The organism is Gillisia sp. Hel1_33_143 (assembly GCF_900104765.1).
Lineage (GTDB): Bacteria > Bacteroidota > Bacteroidia > Flavobacteriales > Flavobacteriaceae > Gillisia.
The window spans coordinates 2,044,115-2,063,844 of record NZ_LT629737.1 but is presented as its reverse complement, the minus strand read 5'-3'; the positions used below and the strand labels follow the sequence as shown (position 1 = coordinate 2,063,844).

General features: G+C 34.4%; 12 protein-coding genes and 1 tRNA gene. 6 read left to right on the top strand and 7 right to left on the bottom strand.

Going from position 1 to position 19,730, the window contains the following annotated elements; all coding sequences use genetic code 11:
• The first annotated feature begins 57 nt into the window (after window positions 1–57).
• Window positions 58–3,357 (top strand): McrB family protein, encoded by a 3,300-nt coding sequence (locus tag BLT84_RS16195; RefSeq protein WP_091264953.1) that lies wholly within the window; start codon window positions 58–60, stop codon window positions 3,355–3,357.
• Window positions 3,358–4,605, top strand: a complete 1,248-nt coding sequence (locus BLT84_RS09490; RefSeq protein ID WP_091264946.1) for an McrC family protein — start codon at window positions 3,358–3,360, stop codon at window positions 4,603–4,605.
• Window positions 4,606–4,697: 92 nt separating this feature from the next.
• Here the strand turns inward: BLT84_RS09490 and BLT84_RS09485 are convergent.
• A tRNA-Ser gene (locus BLT84_RS09485) sits at window positions 4,698–4,782 on the bottom strand.
• 267 nt (window positions 4,783–5,049) lie between these two features.
• Between BLT84_RS09485 and BLT84_RS09480 the strand changes: the two genes are divergently transcribed.
• Entirely contained in the window at window positions 5,050–6,078 is a 1,029-nt protein-coding gene (locus BLT84_RS09480) for a M28 family metallopeptidase (protein ID WP_091264942.1), read from the top strand.
• Window positions 6,079–6,159: 81 nt separating this feature from the next.
• On the opposite strand, the gene BLT84_RS09475 is transcribed toward BLT84_RS09480, so the two are convergent.
• The gene (locus tag BLT84_RS09475) at window positions 6,160–7,524 is read right to left on the bottom strand and encodes a pyridoxal phosphate-dependent decarboxylase family protein (RefSeq protein WP_091268171.1); all 1,365 of its coding nucleotides are present in this window, start codon (window positions 7,522–7,524) and stop codon (window positions 6,160–6,162) included.
• Window position 7,525: 1 nt separating this feature from the next.
• Complete coding sequence (gene bshC / locus BLT84_RS09470; RefSeq protein WP_091264935.1) at window positions 7,526–9,142, bottom strand: bacillithiol biosynthesis cysteine-adding enzyme BshC; 1,617 nt, start codon at window positions 9,140–9,142, stop codon at window positions 7,526–7,528.
• A 113-nt stretch (window positions 9,143–9,255) separates the two neighbouring features.
• Between bshC and BLT84_RS09465 the strand changes: the two genes are divergently transcribed.
• From BLT84_RS09465 to BLT84_RS09455, 3 genes are all read left to right on the top strand, one after another.
• Window positions 9,256–11,754 (top strand): M14 family metallopeptidase, encoded by a 2,499-nt coding sequence (locus BLT84_RS09465; protein ID WP_091264932.1) that lies wholly within the window; start codon window positions 9,256–9,258, stop codon window positions 11,752–11,754.
• Between the two features lie 158 nt (window positions 11,755–11,912).
• Entirely contained in the window at window positions 11,913–14,735 is a 2,823-nt protein-coding gene (locus BLT84_RS09460; protein ID WP_091264928.1) for a M16 family metallopeptidase, read from the top strand.
• Window positions 14,725–15,732, top strand: a complete 1,008-nt coding sequence (locus tag BLT84_RS09455; protein ID WP_091264924.1) for a hypothetical protein — start codon at window positions 14,725–14,727, stop codon at window positions 15,730–15,732. The genes BLT84_RS09460 and BLT84_RS09455 overlap by 11 nt, the downstream gene beginning before the upstream one ends.
• Window position 15,733: 1 nt before the next feature.
• Here BLT84_RS09455 and BLT84_RS09450 read toward each other — a convergent pair whose 3' ends face one another.
• From BLT84_RS09450 to BLT84_RS09435, 4 genes are all read right to left on the bottom strand, one after another.
• Window positions 15,734–16,144, bottom strand: a complete 411-nt coding sequence (locus BLT84_RS09450; protein WP_091264920.1) for a hypothetical protein — start codon at window positions 16,142–16,144, stop codon at window positions 15,734–15,736.
• Between the two features lie 165 nt (window positions 16,145–16,309).
• The gene (gene rimO, locus BLT84_RS09445) at window positions 16,310–17,662 is read right to left on the bottom strand and encodes a 30S ribosomal protein S12 methylthiotransferase RimO (protein WP_091264917.1); all 1,353 of its coding nucleotides are present in this window, start codon (window positions 17,660–17,662) and stop codon (window positions 16,310–16,312) included.
• 130 nt (window positions 17,663–17,792) lie between these two features.
• Entirely contained in the window at window positions 17,793–18,074 is a 282-nt protein-coding gene (locus BLT84_RS09440) for a hypothetical protein (protein WP_034890823.1), read from the bottom strand.
• Between the two features lie 4 nt (window positions 18,075–18,078).
• A complete protein-coding gene (locus tag BLT84_RS09435; protein ID WP_091264913.1) occupies window positions 18,079–19,710 on the bottom strand; it encodes an amidase family protein in 1,632 nt (543 codons plus the stop codon).
• Window positions 19,711–19,730 lie beyond the last annotated feature (20 nt).

The window sequence follows — 19,730 nt, the reverse complement described above, 5'->3', positions numbered from 1 at the left end:
AATATTTTCTACACCGATACTGAGGCAGTAACTTCTTAATCATATTAAAAAAAATTGATGACCATTATAGAAAACATTCAACAGAAAGCAAGCTTCCTAAATAACCTAAAGGAAAACGAAACTGCCCTCTTTGACTTTTTAAATTCTAATCATGATAATTTAGAAGAAGTTATAGCTCAATATAAACCAGAAATAGATTTTTCACCAGTAAATACCTTACGCTTTTTAATAGCCAACGAGCTTCAAATAGGAACCATTGTAAATAAAAATATAATAGACCAATTAAAACATGCACTTGAAAATAGAGATGTTTCCGATTATTATATTCTGAATGATTCAGTCAAACAAGGCTTAATAAACTATAAAAAAAGCAAAATTGGAATGTTCCCGAATTGGAAACATTCTTTTAATATTTTATTTCCCTTTATTTATAATACTTCAGATAATAGTGAAGTAAAAACTCAACTAAACCAATTGGCAGATGAGATAATAAGTGTGAATAATTTAGAAAATGTAACTAAGCATGTTGTTAGTTTTCAAGGATCAAACAACTATGGGACAGATTGGATATGGCTTGCAATATTACCAGAATCTGCGCCTAGTGTGCAATATGCTTATCAAATATTCATAAACATAGATAAAAAGGGTCTTCTTGGTGGTATCCATAAAGGCCATAATCTAACCAAACAAGAATTTAAGAATCAAGATTTACGCTATGATAGTTGGCAAGAATATCTTGAACAAACAAAAGAAATAAAAGATGAATGGTTACAATTAAATTCCGACATCAATTTTATTTTATTGAACGATGAGAAAGAGTTTAAAAAAGTACTTAAAAAATTAAATAGTTTATCATTAGTCTCATTTTTTGAAACACTCGATAAACTAAAAGATGATTTAGATTTTCAGGACGCAGAAAATTTCGTTTTTAGCGTGGCTAGAAACCGACTCAGTTTTCAGGTTGGAAAGCGATACTGTCTTGCTATAATTAAGGATAAATTTCGATTTATTACTCCTGATACTTATGTTTTGAAAGACTTTGAGAAAGAAACTTTTACTGCTCCAGATAACGCTTTCCTATATCACAATGCAAATAAACATGAGGTTCTAGAACATTATGAAGCAATTAAAGATGCTGTAGAATCTGAGATTGAAAGAGACAATCATACAGAAGCTAAATCTTATGATAACAGTGCTTTTAGAAAAGCTGTTTTTGATAGTGGGTATAGGTCGCAATTTATTGATGGAGATTTTAACAATAATGTGATTATATTAAATGGTCAGAAGGTTTTCAAAATCTCAATGGGAAAGGATTATTTCAGTGATGAATTGATAGACAAAGCAATCAATGAAAAATTAGTTTTGGTACACTCTCAAACAAAGCCAAAAGGGAGGTCGCCTATTTCACAGGCTGATATTTTCACAGATCAATTAATAATAGGGGACTATTTCTATTTAACACATAGTAATAAAAACCTTAAGCTAATAGGCAAAATTACATCTGAATCCCAGCCAGCAAGCTTTAACAATTTGCGCGACAAAGGTTGGCTTGAGAGGAGTTTTGAACCTGTTATCATAGCTAATAAGCAAGGGAGTTTCAAAGGAAAAGGGAAATACTGGCTACCTAACACGAATGTCACTTGTTGGCCAATTGATAATTCTGAACTTGAGGAGGCCAATAAACTACTTTTTAAAACTTTTTTTAATATAGAATTTAAACAAGATAACATGGATGCTAAATTTGAAGAGTTTTTAAAGTCTAGAGTAAAAGAAGGAACAGTTAAAACCTATCTTTCAGCAATGAGATCTATAGAAAAATTGGCTAATGATGAGGGCTTTTTGACCAAGTCCATATATCAATTAAATAATTTAAAGGATTTCAAAACTTTTTATGGTAAAATCATTCAGTCTCAAGAATATAAAAGTACAAATGCAAAACAGCACAATAGATTTAGCGCTTCACTTTCCCATTATAAAGAATTTCTAAGCACCACACTCGAGGATATTCAGCCAGAAGATGGTAAGAAAGATACTAAACTTAAATTTCAAGATTCTCTAAATCAAATCTTCTATGGCCCACCGGGCACAGGTAAAACATTTTATTTAAAGGATCAGTTATTTGAAAAATACACATCTCTGGAAACTTCAATTACTGAAGAACAACATTTTGAAGCGGTTGTTAATAAATGTTCTTGGTGGCAGGTTATAGCCATAGCCTTATTAGACTTGAATAAAGCCAAGGTGTCTGATATTTTTGAACACAAATGGGTGCAGAAAAAAGCAAGTTTATCTAATTCGAACACTATACGACCAACCCTATGGGGACAGCTGCAAAGCCATACGGTTAACGAATGTGAATTTGTGAAAGTTACCAATAGACAACAACCATTGATATTTGAAAAAACCGAAGATTCTTACTGGGAAATATTAGAAGAACAAGTTAATGAACTTGTTCCCGAATTATACGACATAAAAGATTCTGTTGAAAATTATGACCCGGATCCAGATAAAATTATCAAACATTTTGACTTCGTAACCTTTCATCAATCTTTTGCTTATGAAGATTTTATAGAAGGTATAAAGCCTATAATTCCAGCAATAGATACAGAATTGGAAGAAACTAAAGATTTAGGTTACACCATAGAAGATGGCGTTTTTAAAAAATTAAGTACAAGAGCTAAAAACGATCCAGACAGAAAATATGCTATTTTTATAGATGAAATTAATAGAGGGAATGTCTCTGCAATTTTCGGCGAATTGATTACACTAATTGAAATAGATAAACGTAAAGGCGCTAAAAATGAAATGAGTATAATATTACCTTACTCTAAAAAAGAATTTAGTGTACCGTCAAATCTTGACATTTATGGCACCATGAACACTGCAGATAGAAGCGTTGAGGCTTTAGACACAGCATTGCGCAGACGATTTGAGTTCAAAGAAATGATGCCAGATTATAATGTTATTAAAGAGGAGTCTGTGGGAGATATTCAGCTATCTAAAGTTTTGCAAACAATTAACGAACGTATAGAATTATTAATTGATAGAGATCATACCATTGGGCACTCCTTTCTTGTTAATGTCGATTCGGAACAGAAATTAGCAAGTGCATTTAATAATAAAATTGTTCCACTACTACAAGAGTATTTTTACGGTGATTACGGTAAAATTGGTTTAGTATTAGGAAAAGGCTTTGTTGAAAAAATTAAAAACGACAATATAGATTTTGCCAGTTTTGATTATGAAAATGCAAGCGATTTCAAAATTTCCAGCTATAAACTTAAAAAAGTCAATGCTGTTAATGTTATGGATGCAATTGAATTATTACTTGGTTCAAAGGAAATTACTACGAGCTAATTGACAACTCATAATAACATATCTGTATTTGAACATCAACGTTTATATGTTGGTCAATTTGGTTTTAAACAAATTCATTTAGAGGCGCTTTTAAAATTAAACGAATACCATGATGGTAATTACTTTGAACCTATTGCAAAAGGTATAAAGTTCAATCAGTATGTTGGCGTTATTCAAGTGGATGGTTTAACCATTCAGATCAATCCGAAAGCAGATAAAGACGATGAGGATAATAAGTGGCAGAATGTACTTTTAAAAATGCTAAAGGCATGTGGTAAACTTAAGGCAGAATCCTCCGGTGCAGCTCACGTAAAAAGGAAACATTTAAACCTATTAGAAGTTTATTTTGAGTTATATCTTCTGGAAGTAGAAAACTTGGTGAGAAAAGGTTTAATAAAACAATATAGGAAACAAACTCATAATACAAAATCTTTAAAAGGTAAGTTAGAATTTGCAGGACATATAAGACATAATATCGTTCACAAGGAGCGTTTTTATAATACTCATCAAGTTTATAACAGTAATCACTTTTTGCATCAAGTATTACAAAAAGCTTTAAATATTATGAGTCTATTCACAAAAGGATCTAGACTACAGGACCTAACTAATAGAGTTCAATTAAATTTCCCTGAAGTAGATAATAAATCATTTACAGCGAAACAGTTAAATGCAATTCAATTAAACCGAAAAACTAATGGATATAGTTCTGCTTTAGAATTAGCAAGACTGATTATTTTGAACTATTCCCCAGATATATCTAGTGGTAAAGAGAAAATGTTATCACTATTGTTCGACATGAATGAATTATGGGAAACCTTTATTCTAAAGCAACTAAGAAAAGCATGTGAAGGAACAGATATTAAGGTTACAGGTCAGGAATCTAAATCGTTCTGGGGCAATAATAGTTTACGGCCAGACATTGTTCTGCGTAAAGGAGGGAAAACATTTATTATAGATACAAAATGGAAACGGCCATTAAAAAGCTCTGCTTCTGTCTCTGATTTACGCCAGATGTACACGTATTGCCGGTTTTGGGATGCAGAAAAAGCACTATTATTATATCCAGGAAATTATATAGAAAACAAATTTAAGGTTTACGAAACTGATGATTATTCTATTCATAGTAATGAAGGAACTTTAAAAATCGACCATCAATGTAAAATGGGATATGTCTCTGTATTAGATGATAAAAGAGAGTTATCTCAAACTATTGGAACTACTATTTTAAATTTATTGAATTTTGAATAAACACTATCGTTTTTAAAATAGGCACAAACAACACCTAATTCGACACCTAAAAAAACGAAGCCCCGTAAACAGTACGTTTACGGGGCTTTATGCGGAGAATGAGGGATTCGAACCCCCGGAGGTGTAACCCTCAACAGTTTTCAAGACTGCCGCATTCGACCACTCTGCCAATTCTCCGAGTGTCTCATCAAGTATTCCTTGATTGCGGGTGCAAATATAGAAAGCTTTTTCATATTTCAACAACTTTTTTAAAGCTTTTTTTATTTTTTTTTAAGCCTTGACGCTCGCATTTTAAAAAATAACTGAATATCAGTAAGCTACAAATAGTAGGCTTCATTCTACTGCCCCATATTTAACACCGCCTTAAAATTATATTTAATAACATTCCCTACAATTTTCTACAAATCTAGTATCTTGCTACTCTTATTAATTACAACTTATTTTATGAAGAGAATATTTTTATGCGCACTTACCATTGGTTTAGTAAGCTGTGGCGCTCAACACCAAAAAAATGTAGAGCAGGCAGATGTAATGAAATACACCAACACCATTACTGCCCAAGATCTAAAAACGCACCTTTATACTTTTGCTAGCGATGAATTTGAAGGTCGTGAAACCGGAGAGCCAGGACAAAAGAAAGCTGCACAATATCTAAAATATTATTACAAGAAATTAAACATCCCTTCTCCCCTTGGTGGAGATGATTATTATCAGGAAGTTCCTTCTTCTGCTTTTAGAGGAACAGTAAAACCATCTGAAAATGTTGTTGCCTTTATAGAAGGTAGTGAAATGCCAGATGAAATTCTAGTAATCTCTTCTCACTATGACCACGTGGGGATAGATAAGGATGGAAACATCTATAATGGAGCAGATGATGATGGTTCTGGAACTGTAGCTGTATTGGAGATAGCTGAAGCTTTTATGAAAGCTAAAGAAGATGGATACGCTCCAAAGAGATCTATTCTTTTCTTAAACAATACTGGAGAAGAAAAGGGCCTTATTGGATCTAAGTTCTATACAGATAACCCTATCTTTCCATTAGCTCAAACGGTTGCCAACCTAAACATCGATATGATTGGAAGATCTGATGTTGGTCATGAAGGTAATGAGAACTACGTGTACCTTATTGGAAGTGATAAATTAAGTTCTGACTTACATAACCTAAGCGAAGAGATGAATAATAAATATCTTAACATGGAGCTAGATTATACTTTTAATGATGAGAATGATCCAAATCGTTTTTATTACAGAAGCGATCACTACAACTTTGCTAAGAACAATGTTCCAATTATCTTTTACTTTAATGGAGTTCATGCAGATTATCACAAAATGACAGATACTCCAGACAAGATCCAATATGATCTTCTGGCAAAACGTGCTAAACTGGTATTTCTTACCGCTTGGGAAGTTGCTAACAGAGCAGAGCGCCCGTTGGTAGATAAAGCAGAAAAAACACCTGCTGCTGCAAAATAAATTTTAGTCCTATTAAAATTAAAAAGCTGTTTAGACCTTAAGTTCTAAACAGCTTTTTTTATTGCGCAACCCAGAAGTTTATTACTCCAGCGTTTTTAAAATAATATCTATATCCTCTTCCGTAGTGTCCGGATTTATAAAACAGAATCTAGAAACTGTTTCTTTCTGCCATTTTGTAGGTGTAACCAGTGCAATTCCTTCTCTATGATTCTTGTAGGTCCAATCTGTATATTGTTCTGGAGTCCATCCTTTTCTTCGGAATAATACCACAGATAAACTTGATGGTCTTACCATTTCTAAATAAGGACTTTGCTCGATCTTTTTCTCTGCCAGTTTTGCCAATTCAATTCCGCGTTCTATAGAGTCGCGATATTTATCGGTTCCATGCATGGCTAGAGAAAACCATAATGGCATTCCTCTTAAGCGTCTTGTAAGCTGAATTTGATAATCTGCAGGGTTAAATCCATGAGCACCTTCATCTTTAAAGATCTCTAAATAAGAACCTTTTTGAGAATGGGCATTCTTTGCCAATTCCATATTCTTATAAATGATCGCACCGCAATCGTAAGGTGAGAATAACCATTTATGTGGGTCTATGGTAACACTATCTGCTTTTTCTATCCCATTGAACAAATTTCTAACAGATGGTGCAGCCAAAGCTCCTCCCCCATAAGCACAATCTACATGAAACCATACGTTCTCTCGCTCACATACTTCTGCTATAGTATCTAGATCATCTATAATTCCTGCATTTGTAGTTCCTCCTGTAGCCACAACAGCAAAAAGTCTTTTTCTATCTTTATGCTCCAGCTCATCTACAGCAGCCTGCAATTCCTGCCCTGTAAGATGATCTCCCTCACAATCTATCATTATCAAATCAGCATCTATGACCTTAGCCATAGCCTGTACAGAGCTATGTGCCCCATGAGAGGTTAATAATAGTCCCTTTTGACCTATATTGTCTACACTTCTATTTTTCCAATCTTCTCTTGCCGCTACCATCGCAGATAAATTTGCAGCGGTACCCCCACTGGTAAAAACCCCAAAAGATTTTTCTGGCATACCTGTTAAAGACACTAGCCACTCCATTGCCTGATTTTCACAAAAGATACCACCGGCACCTTCCATCCAATACGCACCATGTATACTGGAAGCAGAAGTTACAAGATCGAACATGATAGCTGCCCTGGTAGGTGCTGCAGGTACAAATGCTAAATGCCTTGGATGATCTATGGGCACTGTAGCCTTAACCAATACGTCTCTAAATAGCTTAAAAGCATTTTCTCCGCCTATACCATCTGGAGTAACTGTCTCTCCAACCAGACTTAGCAGTTCTTCTTCTTTTTTAGGCGACCCAAGTTCTGGGGTTATATTTGAGATACGATCTATAGTATATTTCATGACGTCTAAGGTCATTTCTACCAGATCCATATCTATAGTATGCATTTTATTTTTCTCCAAAGGTCAAAATTTTAAAGTGTTGTTCTAAAGGATTTAGATTTTCCATAAGACGAGGTATAAGCGCTTCTCCATATTCCAAATACATTTCTGAAAAATTGGTCTGCCGCTCCTGTAAACTCTTATTTGGAAATAATTCATTCTGAAGGCTCGTTATTCTTGAAACCTCATCGCTCAACTTTCGTTTTTGAGCCTTCAACAATCGCTGTTCTAAATGATCTAATCCTTTTAATTGTTTAACCTCCTGAGCCTTTACAGCTCCCAAAAAGCTTTTATCTGTTTTTTCTGCCAGCTCATACATCTCCTGAAACTGTTTTACCAAATGCTCTTTTTGCTGACTGAAATCAATATCTATATTAGAGATCTTTCTAACTTTTCTATTGATGAGTTCATATTGCTTTAGAAATAATTCTTGCTGAGAAATATTTAATTTGCTTCTTTTCTCATTTTGCTTGGCAGATTCTATCAATGCAGAATTCCTAAGCAAAAGTATTGGAAATGGAACATCTACTGCTTCAAAAAGATCTTTCAACTCGAACCAATAAGCCAACTCTCCTCCTCCTCCAATATAACAAAGGTTTGGCAAGATCACTTCTTGATAAAGCGGTCTTGTCATTACATTCGGACTAAATCTATTTGGATGCTCTTTTAGTTCAGATCTTAATTCTTCTTCACTCCAAGAGATCTCTGTTTCATTTACAAAATAGCGACCCTCCTGCTCAATAATTCGTTCTCGCAAACCATCATTCAAATAAAAAAGATTGATCTCTCTAGGATTTACCTGCACCGTATAACCTAATTCCTTTAACTTATTTGCTGCCGGTGTAGTAGAATTTTCAGATACTTTTTCGAAGATTTCCTTTTCGAGATAAGGCAAGAACTCGCGTTTTAAATGCTTATCATCTGCATCTAAGATCACCAATCCATATTCCTTAAAGAGCTCATTGGCTAAAAATCGGGTAGCATCTGTAAGATTATCATGTTCTATATAGGCTTTGCTGAACAGCTCTTTTAAAAAATCTGCATTTCTCCCTCCTCCTATTTCCGCAGAAAATAGCGTTAATACTTCATCTAAACCGGAAGTATTTAAATTTCCTACCGCATCTTTTTCAACTGTGGTCTGTGTGCTATTCCATTTAAATTTTTTACCATTTAAATTAAAATAATTGATCTCGGCAAAATCATGATCTTCCGTTGCCATCCAATATATTGGGACAAAATTAGAAGTTGGATAATTTTTCTTAAGATCTTTAGCCAGATTGATAGTAGAAACTATCTTATATAAAAAATATAGCGGCCCTGTAAATAGATTAAGTTGATGCCCTGTAGTAACCGTAAACGTGTTGTCCTTTTCTAATAATGAGATATGCTCTTTTACCGCTTCAGAAATTTGCAGATCTTTATACTGCTCTTGTAAAACCTCCACTAAAACCTTTCTTTTGGCTGAAGTAAAAAAGCTTTGCTTTTCTTGGATCTGAGCTTCAAAATTATCGAGCAAAGGAAACCTATTATAAAAGGGTTTGAGACTTTCCTTCTGATCTAGATAATCGATGATCAACGGAGTGAAATAATTTGTTTCTTTATAGGAAAGACAGTCTGTAGGCATAGAAAATGTTTAAAACGTAAAGATATCGAAGTTAAATATTTTATACCGTAAATTTTAGTTAATTCCCGCATGAGCACTATCTTTACTACATAAACTCTCCAATATTTTATTAGATGCAAAAGATCTCTGTACTTCTTGTCTTATTATTTAGCACACATTTTTGCTTCTCTCAACAACTACAATCACCTGAGGATTTTTTAGGTTATGAAGTAGGAACAGAATTTACCAGGCATGCTAATGTGGTACGTTATTTTGAAAGTGTTGCGGAAGCTTCCAATATGGTTGAGTATAATACCTACGGAAAAACCAACGAAGGAAGACCATTAACCTATGCAATAATCTCATCTCCAGAAAATCTCACCAATATAGAACAAATAAGAAAAGATCATCTAGGCAGCGCCGGATTACTTGAGAACGATAATTCTGCTAGCTCTAAAAAAGCTGTAGTTTGGCTAAGTTATAATGTACACGGCAATGAAGCTTCTAGTACAGAAGCTGCAATGAAAACGCTTTATGAGCTTATTACTTCTAAAAAAGAATGGTTAAAAAATACAGTTGTGATCATAGATCCCTGTGTAAATCCGGATGGGAGAGATAGATATGTAAATTGGTATAATATGGTAAGAACAACACCTTATACTGCCAATCCAATAGCTGTAGAACACATCGAGCCATGGCCTGGAGGTAGGCCAAATCACTATCTTTTCGATCTAAACAGAGATTGGGCTTGGGCAACACAAGTTGAAACAAGACAACGCTTAAAGGTTTATAATAAATGGATGCCACAGATCCATGTAGATTTTCATGAACAAGGAGTGAATGATCCTTATTATTTTGCTCCGGCAGCAGAACCTTTTCATGAGATCATCACCCCTTTCCAAAGAGATTTCCAAACTACTATTGGTAAAAATCATGCGAAGTACTTTGATAAGAACGGCTGGCTATATTTTACGAAAGAAAGATTTGATCTTTTATACCCTAGTTATGGAGATACCTATCCCATTTATATGGGTGCAATTGGGATGACATATGAACAGGCTGGAAATGGTGGTGCCGGATTAGGAATAAATACAAGAGAAGGTTTTGAACTGACATTGGTAGACAGAGTAGCACATCATTTAACAACCGGATTGTCTACTATAGAAGTAGCTTCAGAAAATATAGAGCAACTAAATTCTGAGTTTAAGAGCTTTTTCAATAACAGAGATTCTAAGTATAAGTCTTACGCTTTAAATGGAGAGGCAGATAAGATCGCAGCTTTGCAAAGATTGTTAGATAGGCATGAAATTAAATACGGTAATACAAATTCCAATAGAATTAAAGGTTTTAATTATACTAAGAACAATAATGCTGGTCTTAATATCAATGCTAAGACATTGGTGATAAATGGGAACCAGCCTAAAGGTAAAATGGTAAAGGTGCTGTTTGAGCCGAACGCTAAATTAAACGACTCCCTTACCTATGATATTACCGCATGGAGCTTACCTTACGCTTATGGCTTAGAGGCAGTGTCTAGTTCTGATAATATTAAAAGCAGCACCCTCGTTAAGACTGAAAAATTTGAAAATACCGCAGCTCCTTCTGCTGCCGGATATATAGCCAAATGGAACAGTATGGATGATGCTCGCTTTCTCACTGCGCTATTAAAAGAAGGTATAAAAGTAAGATTTAGTGAGAAGCCACTTCAAACCGAAAATGAGAAATTTGAAGCTGGAAGTCTCGTAATTACTAAAAGTGACAATGCTAAATTTGAAGAGTTTGATACTGCATTAATTAGTATTGCAAATAAATTTAATAGAAAGCTAAGTGTTGCAAACAGTGGTTTTTCCCGTAACGGACCAGATTTTGGCTCTTCAGATATCAAGATCATTAATAAGCCTACCGTTGGAGTTTTGCAAGGCGAAGGAACTTCTTCTCTAAGCTATGGTGAGATTCTCTACTTTTTTGAACAAGACCTTCAGTACCCGGTATTTCCAATTTCTACAAATTACCTCTCAAATGTAGACTTGGCTAAAATTGATGTTTTAGTGATGCCATCTGGATATTATAACAGCTTATTAGATCCTTCCACTTTAAACAAGCTTAAGGCTTGGGTAAAAGGAGGTGGAAAAGTAATTGCCATTGGTAACGCTGTGAGTGCCTTTGCCGGAAAAGAAGGGTTTGATCTGCACGAAAATATTTCTTCAATCAAAAAAGACTCTACAGAAAAAGGGAATTTATTGCCTTACAATGTAAGAGAGAGAGAAAGTATAAAAGACCTCATTACCGGAAGTATTGTTAAGACAAAAGTGGATAATACCAACCCGATGGCTTTTGGCTACAATAATTATTATTTCAGTCTTAAATTAAGTGAAGACAGTTATGCCTATTTAAATAATGGATATAACGTTTCTTATTTAGAGAACGAACCTCAAATTGTTTCCGGCTTTGCAGGAAGTAATGCAAAAGAAAAAATTAAGAACTCCATGATCTTTGGAGAAGAGCGTATGGGAAGAGGTAGTTTTATATATCTGGTAGACAATCCGCTGTTTAGATCTTTCTGGGAGAACGGGAAATTATTCTTTGTGAATTCTCTATTCTTTGTGAACAATAACGAATATGATATGGACTAATTTCAATTTTAACATTAAATGATCACTCGTTAAAAGACATCAAAGATTTAGCAGAGATCGCATACATAAAACTACAATAAGAAGATGTAACATGTTAGATGTTTCAAAGTCTTATACTTAGTATAAATTCATTTTAATTAATAGATATAGCTCTACAGATGATAAAACGTTTCGCTTTAATACCAATACTACTTTTTATTTCACTGAATTGTCTACAACTTTCAGCACAAAACGAGAGTAAAGAACCTAAAATAGATTTTGAAACTTTTACCCTTCAAAACGGATTAAAAGTGATCTTTCACATAGACAGATCAGATCCTGTGGTAGCAGTAGCACTTACAAGTCACGTGGGTTCTGCAAGGGAAATAGAAGGCAGAACCGGATTTGCCCATTTATTTGAGCATTTACTTTTCTTAGAATCTGAAAATTTAGGAAAAGGAGGGCTAGATAAAATGAGCGCAAGAATTGGAGGTTCTGGTGCCAATGGTTCTACCAGTAGAGATAGAACCAATTATTTCCAGACCGTTCCTAATGATGCACTGGAAAAAATGATCTGGGCAGAGGCAGATAAACTTGGCTATTTTATAAATACAGTTACAGAACCTGTGCTTTCAAAAGAAAAGCAGGTAGTAAAGAATGAGAAAAGACAAAGTGGTGATAATAGACCGTATGGACATACCATGTATGTTATTGATAAGAATCTATATCCGGAAGGGCATCCATATAACTGGCAAGTAATAGGATCTTTGGAAGATCTACAGAATGCTACTCTTCAGAACGTAAAAGATTTTTATAACAAATGGTATGTACCTAATAATGTAATACTCACTATTGCCGGAGATTTTAATAAAGAACAGGCAAAAGAATGGGTTCATAAATATTTTGATGAGATAAAAGCCGGAGATAAGATCGAGATCTTAAAAAAGCAACCTGTTAGTTTAAAAGAATCTAAACAGCTGTATTATGAAGATAATTTTGCTAAACTACCAGAACTTACATTAGCCTACCCTTCCGTATATTCCTATCATGAAGATTCTTATGCTTTAGAAATTCTAGCTAAATATCTATCTCAAGGTAAAAATGCGCCGCTCTATAAGAATTTAGTTGCTAAAAAGGAACTCACAGATGAGGTGCAGATGTATAACTATACCTCAGAACTTGCAGGAGAGCTGTTACTTCAAATAAGGGCGTATGATGGTAAGGATCTAGATGAGGTTAAAAAAGCGGTTGAAGAAACATTTGCTCTATTCGCTAAAAATGGAATTTCTGAAAAAGACCTAAAAAGAATTAAAGCAGGACAGGAAACAGAGTTTTATGACGGTATCTCCAGTGTTCTTGGAAAAGGATTTCAGTTAGCACAATATCAGATTTTCGCGAATGATCCTAATGAAATCAATAAAAATGTTGAGAAGATAAAGAAGGTAACTCGTGAGGATGTAATGAAAGTCTTTAAGAAGTATATCTTCAACAAACCTTTTATTGCAACCAGTTTTGTTCCAAAGGGACAGATAACTTTAGCGCTTGAAAATTCTACGGAAGCTGAAGTTGTAGAAGAGAGGATTATAGAAGGTGCAGAAGATGAATTTGATGCCAGTATCACTGCTACTTATACCAAAACACCATCTAGCTTTGACAGATCTATAGAGCCTCCATATTGGGGAACTCCAGAAGTAACAACACCACAAATCTGGAATACTAGTTTACCTTCCGGCCTATCAATTTCTGGAATTACAACAGAAGAAGTACCTATTATTAAATTCAGCTTAGAGATGGAGGGTGGTTTACTGCTTGAAGACCCTAAAAAGATCGGGGTTTCTAATCTGCTAGCTAATTTAATGACAAAAGGAACTAAAGATAAAACTCCACAGGAACTTGAAGAGGCTATAGAATTATTAGGCTCTGAAATCTATGTACGAGCACAGGATGAAAAGATCACGATAAGTGGAAGTAGTCTTTCTCGAAATTTTACCAAAACAATAGAACTGGTAAAGGAGATCTTATTAGAACCAAGGTGGGATGAATCTGAATTTAAATTGGTGAAACAGCAGGTATTAAGTCAGATTCAGCAAGAAAAAGCAAATCCAAATAGCATTGCTAAAAATGAATTTAAGAAGTTGATTTATGGGCAGAACAACATTATAGCTAATAATAATCTTGGAAATACAGCAACCGTTAACACAATTGAACTTGCAGATCTTAAGGATTATTACCATAATAAGCTTACTCCCTTAAGATCAAAATTTCTAGTAGTGGGTGCAATAGATCTTGAAGAGACTAAAGCGACTGTTAAAGATATTTCTGCAAACTGGAAACCTATAACTGTAAAGATCCCAGTATTTGAAACACCTAATGCTCCAGACAGCTCACAGGTTTATTTTTATGATGTTGCGGGTGCCAAACAATCTGTTATCATGATAGGTACTCCGGCATTAGCGGCAACTTCAAAAGAATTTTACCCGGCAGAGGTGATGAATTACAGGCTTGGAGGAGGTGGCTTTGCATCTCAATTAACACAGCAATTAAGAGAAGGAAAAGGTTATACCTATGGAATACGATCTGGCTTTAACGGCAGCAAAATGGTAGGCCCCTTTGTAATATCTAGTGGTGTTCGTTCTAATATAACTTTTGAGGCTCTAGACCTTATAAAAGATATTTTAAAACAATACCCTGAGAATTTTGACGCTACCGATCTTGAAGTGACAAAAAGCTTTATGGTAAAAAGTAATGCTCGAAAATTTGAAACTCTAAATTCTAAATTAGATATGTTGAGCGATATTACAGAATTGGGACTAGATCCAGATTTTATAGCACAACGTGAGAAACAGGTAGAAGCACTTAGTATTGAAGATATTCAGAAACTGGCTAATAAATACATAAACCCTGCAAAAATGTACTATTTAGTAGTGGGTGACGCAGAAACACAGTTCCCAAAACTGGAAGAACTTGGCTTTGGAAAACCGGTTTTACTTAATGAAGAATAATTACAAGAATTATATACAACTACCAGGCATCTATATTTTTTTACTGAAACAGGTTTGGAGACAAAGAAGATTCAATAATAAATACCTTCAACCGAAGCTCGATCTCTATAGAAGTAATAACGATGGTAGTTTAACTGAAAAAGACCTTAAAAAAATTACAGATTATTATGCATTAGGAGTTTCCGGAATACTGGGAACTTCTTTTTGCATTTTAAGAGGTTATAAGATAAAGTTGGCAGAGCGAAAAGCGATCAGCTACTTAGGAGGTATTTCAGGATTACTGGATGATCTATTTGATAATACTTCTAAAGAAACTCGAGGTTTAAAGGACTTCATCTTAACTCCCCAAGAAATGAAACCTGATAATGATCAGGAAGGGTTGCTACTGAGTCTTTATACTCAAGGCCTAAAAGAGTCTTGCCGGCCTGAAAAAATTCAAGAGGAGGCTTTAGATGTATTTAAAGCACAACAGGAAAGTTTAAAGCAAAAAGATAAATCGATCACCAATTCAGAATTAGAAAAGATCACTCTTGATAAAGGCGGCAGTTCTTTTTTATATTATAGAGCTTGTTTGGAAAATAGTGCAGATCAAAATGAAAAAGAGCTCATCTATCATCTTGGCGGACTAATGCAATTAGGTAATGATATTTTTGATGTTTATAAAGATCATCAGGAGAATATTCAAACACGAGCTTCTAGAACAATAGATATTAAGGATCTAAGAAGTTACTTTACATCTGAACTAAAACGATGCTTTTTGCTTGCTAAAGCTTGTAATTATCCGTCGAAAAATATTGAAAAATTCTTAAAAATAATTAGCCTTGGAATAGCTAGAGTTTATGTTTGTCTCGATCAATTTGAAGTACTCCAATTCAAAAATAATGGGCAATTTGATGTAGCATCCTACAGGAGAAAGGAGCTAATTTGCGATATGCAGAAACCGAAAAATCAGCTTAAAACAATTCAATATTATTTCGAAATTCTTGAAAATAGTTAGTCTAAGCTACTGCTTCAGAAGCAAATCTAGACTTAAGAAGATCAAGATCTTCAGAAGTAAAACCTTTCAATTCTACCATTGTTCCGGCAGCGGCACCAGATTTTACAATTAGGTTATTAGCAGTAAGAGAAATATTTTGAATATCGGTAAATGAATATTCCAATGGCTTTACTCCTACTTTACCAATTTTTATACCTTCTTCATCCCAACTTACGAACTCTTGATCTCTACCTTTCGTTTTATTAGATAAGTGTAAAAATAAATAGGAGCCAGCTAGGAGTATATAAATTATACCAAATACGAGTTTATCTGATACAAGAATATAGCTTAATCCTACGGCAAACCATAAAAATGAGAAAAATAGATTATGGTGTTTTCTCCAGACAGAAATTTTCTTTACAACTTTAGGCATCGATTATAACTTAGATACAGATATTATAAATATATAAAATCTAACTTTATCCACCTAGCACGCTATAAAATGGTATGAATCAGTTTCCTGATACTATCGAGATAATAACCTTATGACACTGTTGAATAGTTCTCGTCTACGCTCGAACTGACAAATAACACAAAACTATACGTTTCTAATCTTCAACTCTTTTCTTACTGGTTTAGCTACATCAGCGTTTACCGGAGTTCCATAAAGATCAAAATCTGCTGCTTCTGTGATTTTTACTTCATAGAATTCACCAGTTTTCAAATAGATCTCGGTGCCATCAATCAACACTTCATTATCTACGTCTGGAGAATCATACTCTGTTCTACCAATAAAATAATTCCCTTCTTTTCTATCAATAACCACCTTGAAAGTTTCCCCAATTTTCTGCTGATTCAATTCCCAAGAGATCTGAGATTGAATTTCCATGATCTGGTTTGCACGATCTTGTTTTACATCTTGTGGCACGTCATCTTCCAAATTGTAAGCGTGCGTATTTTCTTCATGAGAATAAGTAAAACAACCTAAACGCTCAAATCGCATTTCTTTAACCCACTCTCTTAATTCCTGAAAATGCGCTTCGGTCTCCCCTGGATACCCAACAATAAGGGTAGTTCTAATAGTCATATCTGGCACCTCTTTTCTAAATTCCTTTAGAAGTTTGGTGGTTTTCTCATGCGTAGTTCCACGTCTCATAGATTTTAAAAGATCGTCTGAAATGTGTTGTAATGGGATATCTAAATAATTACAAACCTTAGGCTCACGATTCATTACATCTAACACATCCATAGGAAAACCTGTAGGGAATGCATAATGAAGTCTTATCCATTCAATTCCATCCACCTTCACTAAGTTTTCTAATAACTCGGCAAGATTTCGTTTTTTATATAGATCTAATCCATAGTAAGTTAAATCCTGAGCGATAAGAATCAACTCTTTTACTCCTTGTGCTGCTAGATTTTGAGCTTCCTTCACCAAGTGCTCTATAGGTGTAGATTTGTGTTTACCACGCATTAATGGGATTGCACAAAACGAGCAAGGTCTATCACAACCTTCCGCAATCTTTAAATAGGCATAGTTCTTAGGAGTAGTAGTAAGTCGTTCTCCTATAAGTTCATGTTTATAATCTGCTTCTAAAGCTTTTAAAAGTCCGGGAAGTTCTGTAGTCCCAAAGTATTGATCTACATCTGGAATTTCTTGCTGAAGATCTGGCTTATACCGTTCACTTAAACATCCGGTTACAAAAACCTTATCTACTTCGCCTTGTTGCTTTTTCTCCACATATTCCAAAATAGTATTTACAGACTCTTCTTTAGCATTATCTATAAATCCACAGGTGTTAATAACAACAATATTACCTTCCTGCTCATGAACAACATCCTTATCATTGGCACGTAACTGTCCCATCAATACCTCACTGTCGTAAACATTTTTGCTACAACCTAAGGTTACTACATTAATTCTGTTCTTTTTTATAGATTTCGTCCTCATACCATTTGTGCTTTAAAAGCTTCACTTCTAGCCGATTTAATAGATTCTCGGTTAAAAGTTAGCGGGTGCAAAGATACAACGTAGAATTTGAACTACGGAAGAATAAACGAATAATGAATTGATTGGGAAATTAACTGAAATATTCATGTAAAGACACCATCCATGAGGCTTCGTAATATCTTAAAGCACTTATCACTATTACACCTATTATTACATAGATCCAGGAATATGTTTCTTTTTTCATCATTAAACCTCCAATTATAGCAAAAATTAGAAATGGAATGGCAAGAATTAAATTAGGAAGAGGCCAAGCATTTTCAAAGAGAATGGCGATTACTTTCATAACTACAAAGAACACACTATAAAAAAGTATGATCTTACTAATAATAGCTTTAAGATTATTTGTTGGCATTTTATTAATTATAATTTTTAGGAGCTATTCTTTTTTTAGAAACTGCTTCATAAGCGTAAGCCCATATTAGCAGATCTTGTTCCTTATTAGATTTCGCATAAAATGTAAGACCTTTTGGAGCATTGCTCTTGGTATAGCCCATAGGAACTGTTATACCGGGATATAAAGCTACTGCAGCTTCTCCGGCATGATAATTATTGATAGAAAGCACACCATCAAGATCATGTTTTTCCATAGGAACGTCAAAGAATTTCTTACCGTTGGCATGCAATGTATCCTTTATAGCCTGATATTCCTCTGCTGAAGCAGTATCTGCAACAATTCCATCAAACAATCCCTGACCGTATGGTGCTCTTCTTAATGAATCTTGCAGATTATATGCTATTACATCTGTAACAGATTTAATTTCCAAACTTTTATTACCGTAAGATTTTAAATACTTAGGAAGATCTCTTTTCATTTCTAAATTTAGAAAACGAGTGAAATTTGGAAGGTCTACTTCTTCCGCTTTGAATTCTATTACTTCTGCTCCCGCATTTTTTAGATCTACAATGGCTTGAACATACAATGCATCTTCCATCAACTCTTTAATAGCTCCAAATCGCTTTCCTTTGAGAGTTCCTGCTTTTACCGAGGTGTAAAAATCTTTAGTAGTATTTGTATTTGTTTTCGAAGAAGAATCTTTTGCGTCTTTTCCTGTCATTGCAGAAAGCAGAATGGCATTATCTATCACAGATTTTGTTATAGGCCCCGGAGTATCTAAAGTGCCAGATATAGGAACAATTCCTCCACGACTTAATAGACCAATGGTTGGCTTTAATCCAACCAAAGAATTCTGACTAGCAGGAGAAAGTATAGATCCTGCCGTCTCAGATCCTACTGCCACTGTAACCAAATTTGCAGCTACCGCCACAGCGCTTCCAGAACTGGAACCACCGGTGTCTAATAACTTTCTACCATAAGGATTCAAAGTTTGCCCGCCAATTGCAGAATAACCGCTTGGGCATTCGCCACAAAAGAAATAAGCCCATTCACTTAAATTTGCTTTTCCTAAGATCAAAGCACCATTATCTTTTAATCTTTTGGTTATGAAGGCATCTTGTGTATAATTATTTTTAAGTACCTCAGCTCCCGCTGTAGTTACCATATTTTCAGCATCGATATTATCTTTTAGCAGAACTGGTATTCCAAATATTTGATGATGATCTTTATCCTCATTTAAAGCTGCGTCCTTTTCTCTTGCCTCTTCAATAATATTTGGATTCAAAGAAATTACAGAATTCAAGGAAAGTTCGTTTTCCCGATCATATTTCTGAATTCTAGTAAGATAAAAAAGTACTAATTCTTCATAGCTAAGATCACCTTTTTTCACAGAAGCCTGTATAGCGGGAATATCTTGATCTAAAACAAATGGCTTTATTTGATTATATCTTTCCGCAGAAAAATCTTGTAGTTCCTTTTTAAAAGGACTCATAATAGAATCTTTAGAAACATATTTAGAATCCAGCACCTTAAAATCCATTTCCTTAGGAGACTGGATCGTATCTTGAACAACTACTGAAGAAGTCTTTTCTTCTGATTCATTTTTACAACTAAATATTGAAATTGCTAATAAAACAAGTAAGACCTTCTTCATAAATTTGAATCTAAAGTATA

Excerpts from the sequence above, each read along its gene's own strand:
- BLT84_RS16195 (WP_091264953.1), top strand. The coding sequence starts at position 58 with ATGACCATTATAGAAAACATTCAACAGAAAGCAAGCTTCCTAAATAAC.
- BLT84_RS09480 (WP_091264942.1), top strand. The coding sequence starts at position 5,050 with ATGAAGAGAATATTTTTATGCGCACTTACCATTGGTTTAGTAAGCTGT.
- BLT84_RS09475 (WP_091268171.1), bottom strand. The coding sequence starts at position 7,524 with ATGCATACTATAGATATGGATCTGGTAGAAATGACCTTAGACGTCATG.
- bshC (WP_091264935.1), bottom strand. The coding sequence starts at position 9,142 with ATGCCTACAGACTGTCTTTCCTATAAAGAAACAAATTATTTCACTCCG.
- BLT84_RS09465 (WP_091264932.1), top strand. The coding sequence starts at position 9,256 with ATGCAAAAGATCTCTGTACTTCTTGTCTTATTATTTAGCACACATTTT.
- BLT84_RS09460 (WP_091264928.1), top strand. The coding sequence starts at position 11,913 with ATGATAAAACGTTTCGCTTTAATACCAATACTACTTTTTATTTCACTG.
- BLT84_RS09455 (WP_091264924.1), top strand. The coding sequence starts at position 14,725 with ATGAAGAATAATTACAAGAATTATATACAACTACCAGGCATCTATATT.
- BLT84_RS09450 (WP_091264920.1), bottom strand. The coding sequence starts at position 16,144 with ATGCCTAAAGTTGTAAAGAAAATTTCTGTCTGGAGAAAACACCATAAT.
- rimO (WP_091264917.1), bottom strand. The coding sequence starts at position 17,662 with ATGAGGACGAAATCTATAAAAAAGAACAGAATTAATGTAGTAACCTTA.
- BLT84_RS09440 (WP_034890823.1), bottom strand. The coding sequence starts at position 18,074 with ATGCCAACAAATAATCTTAAAGCTATTATTAGTAAGATCATACTTTTT.
- BLT84_RS09435 (WP_091264913.1), bottom strand. The coding sequence starts at position 19,710 with ATGAAGAAGGTCTTACTTGTTTTATTAGCAATTTCAATATTTAGTTGT.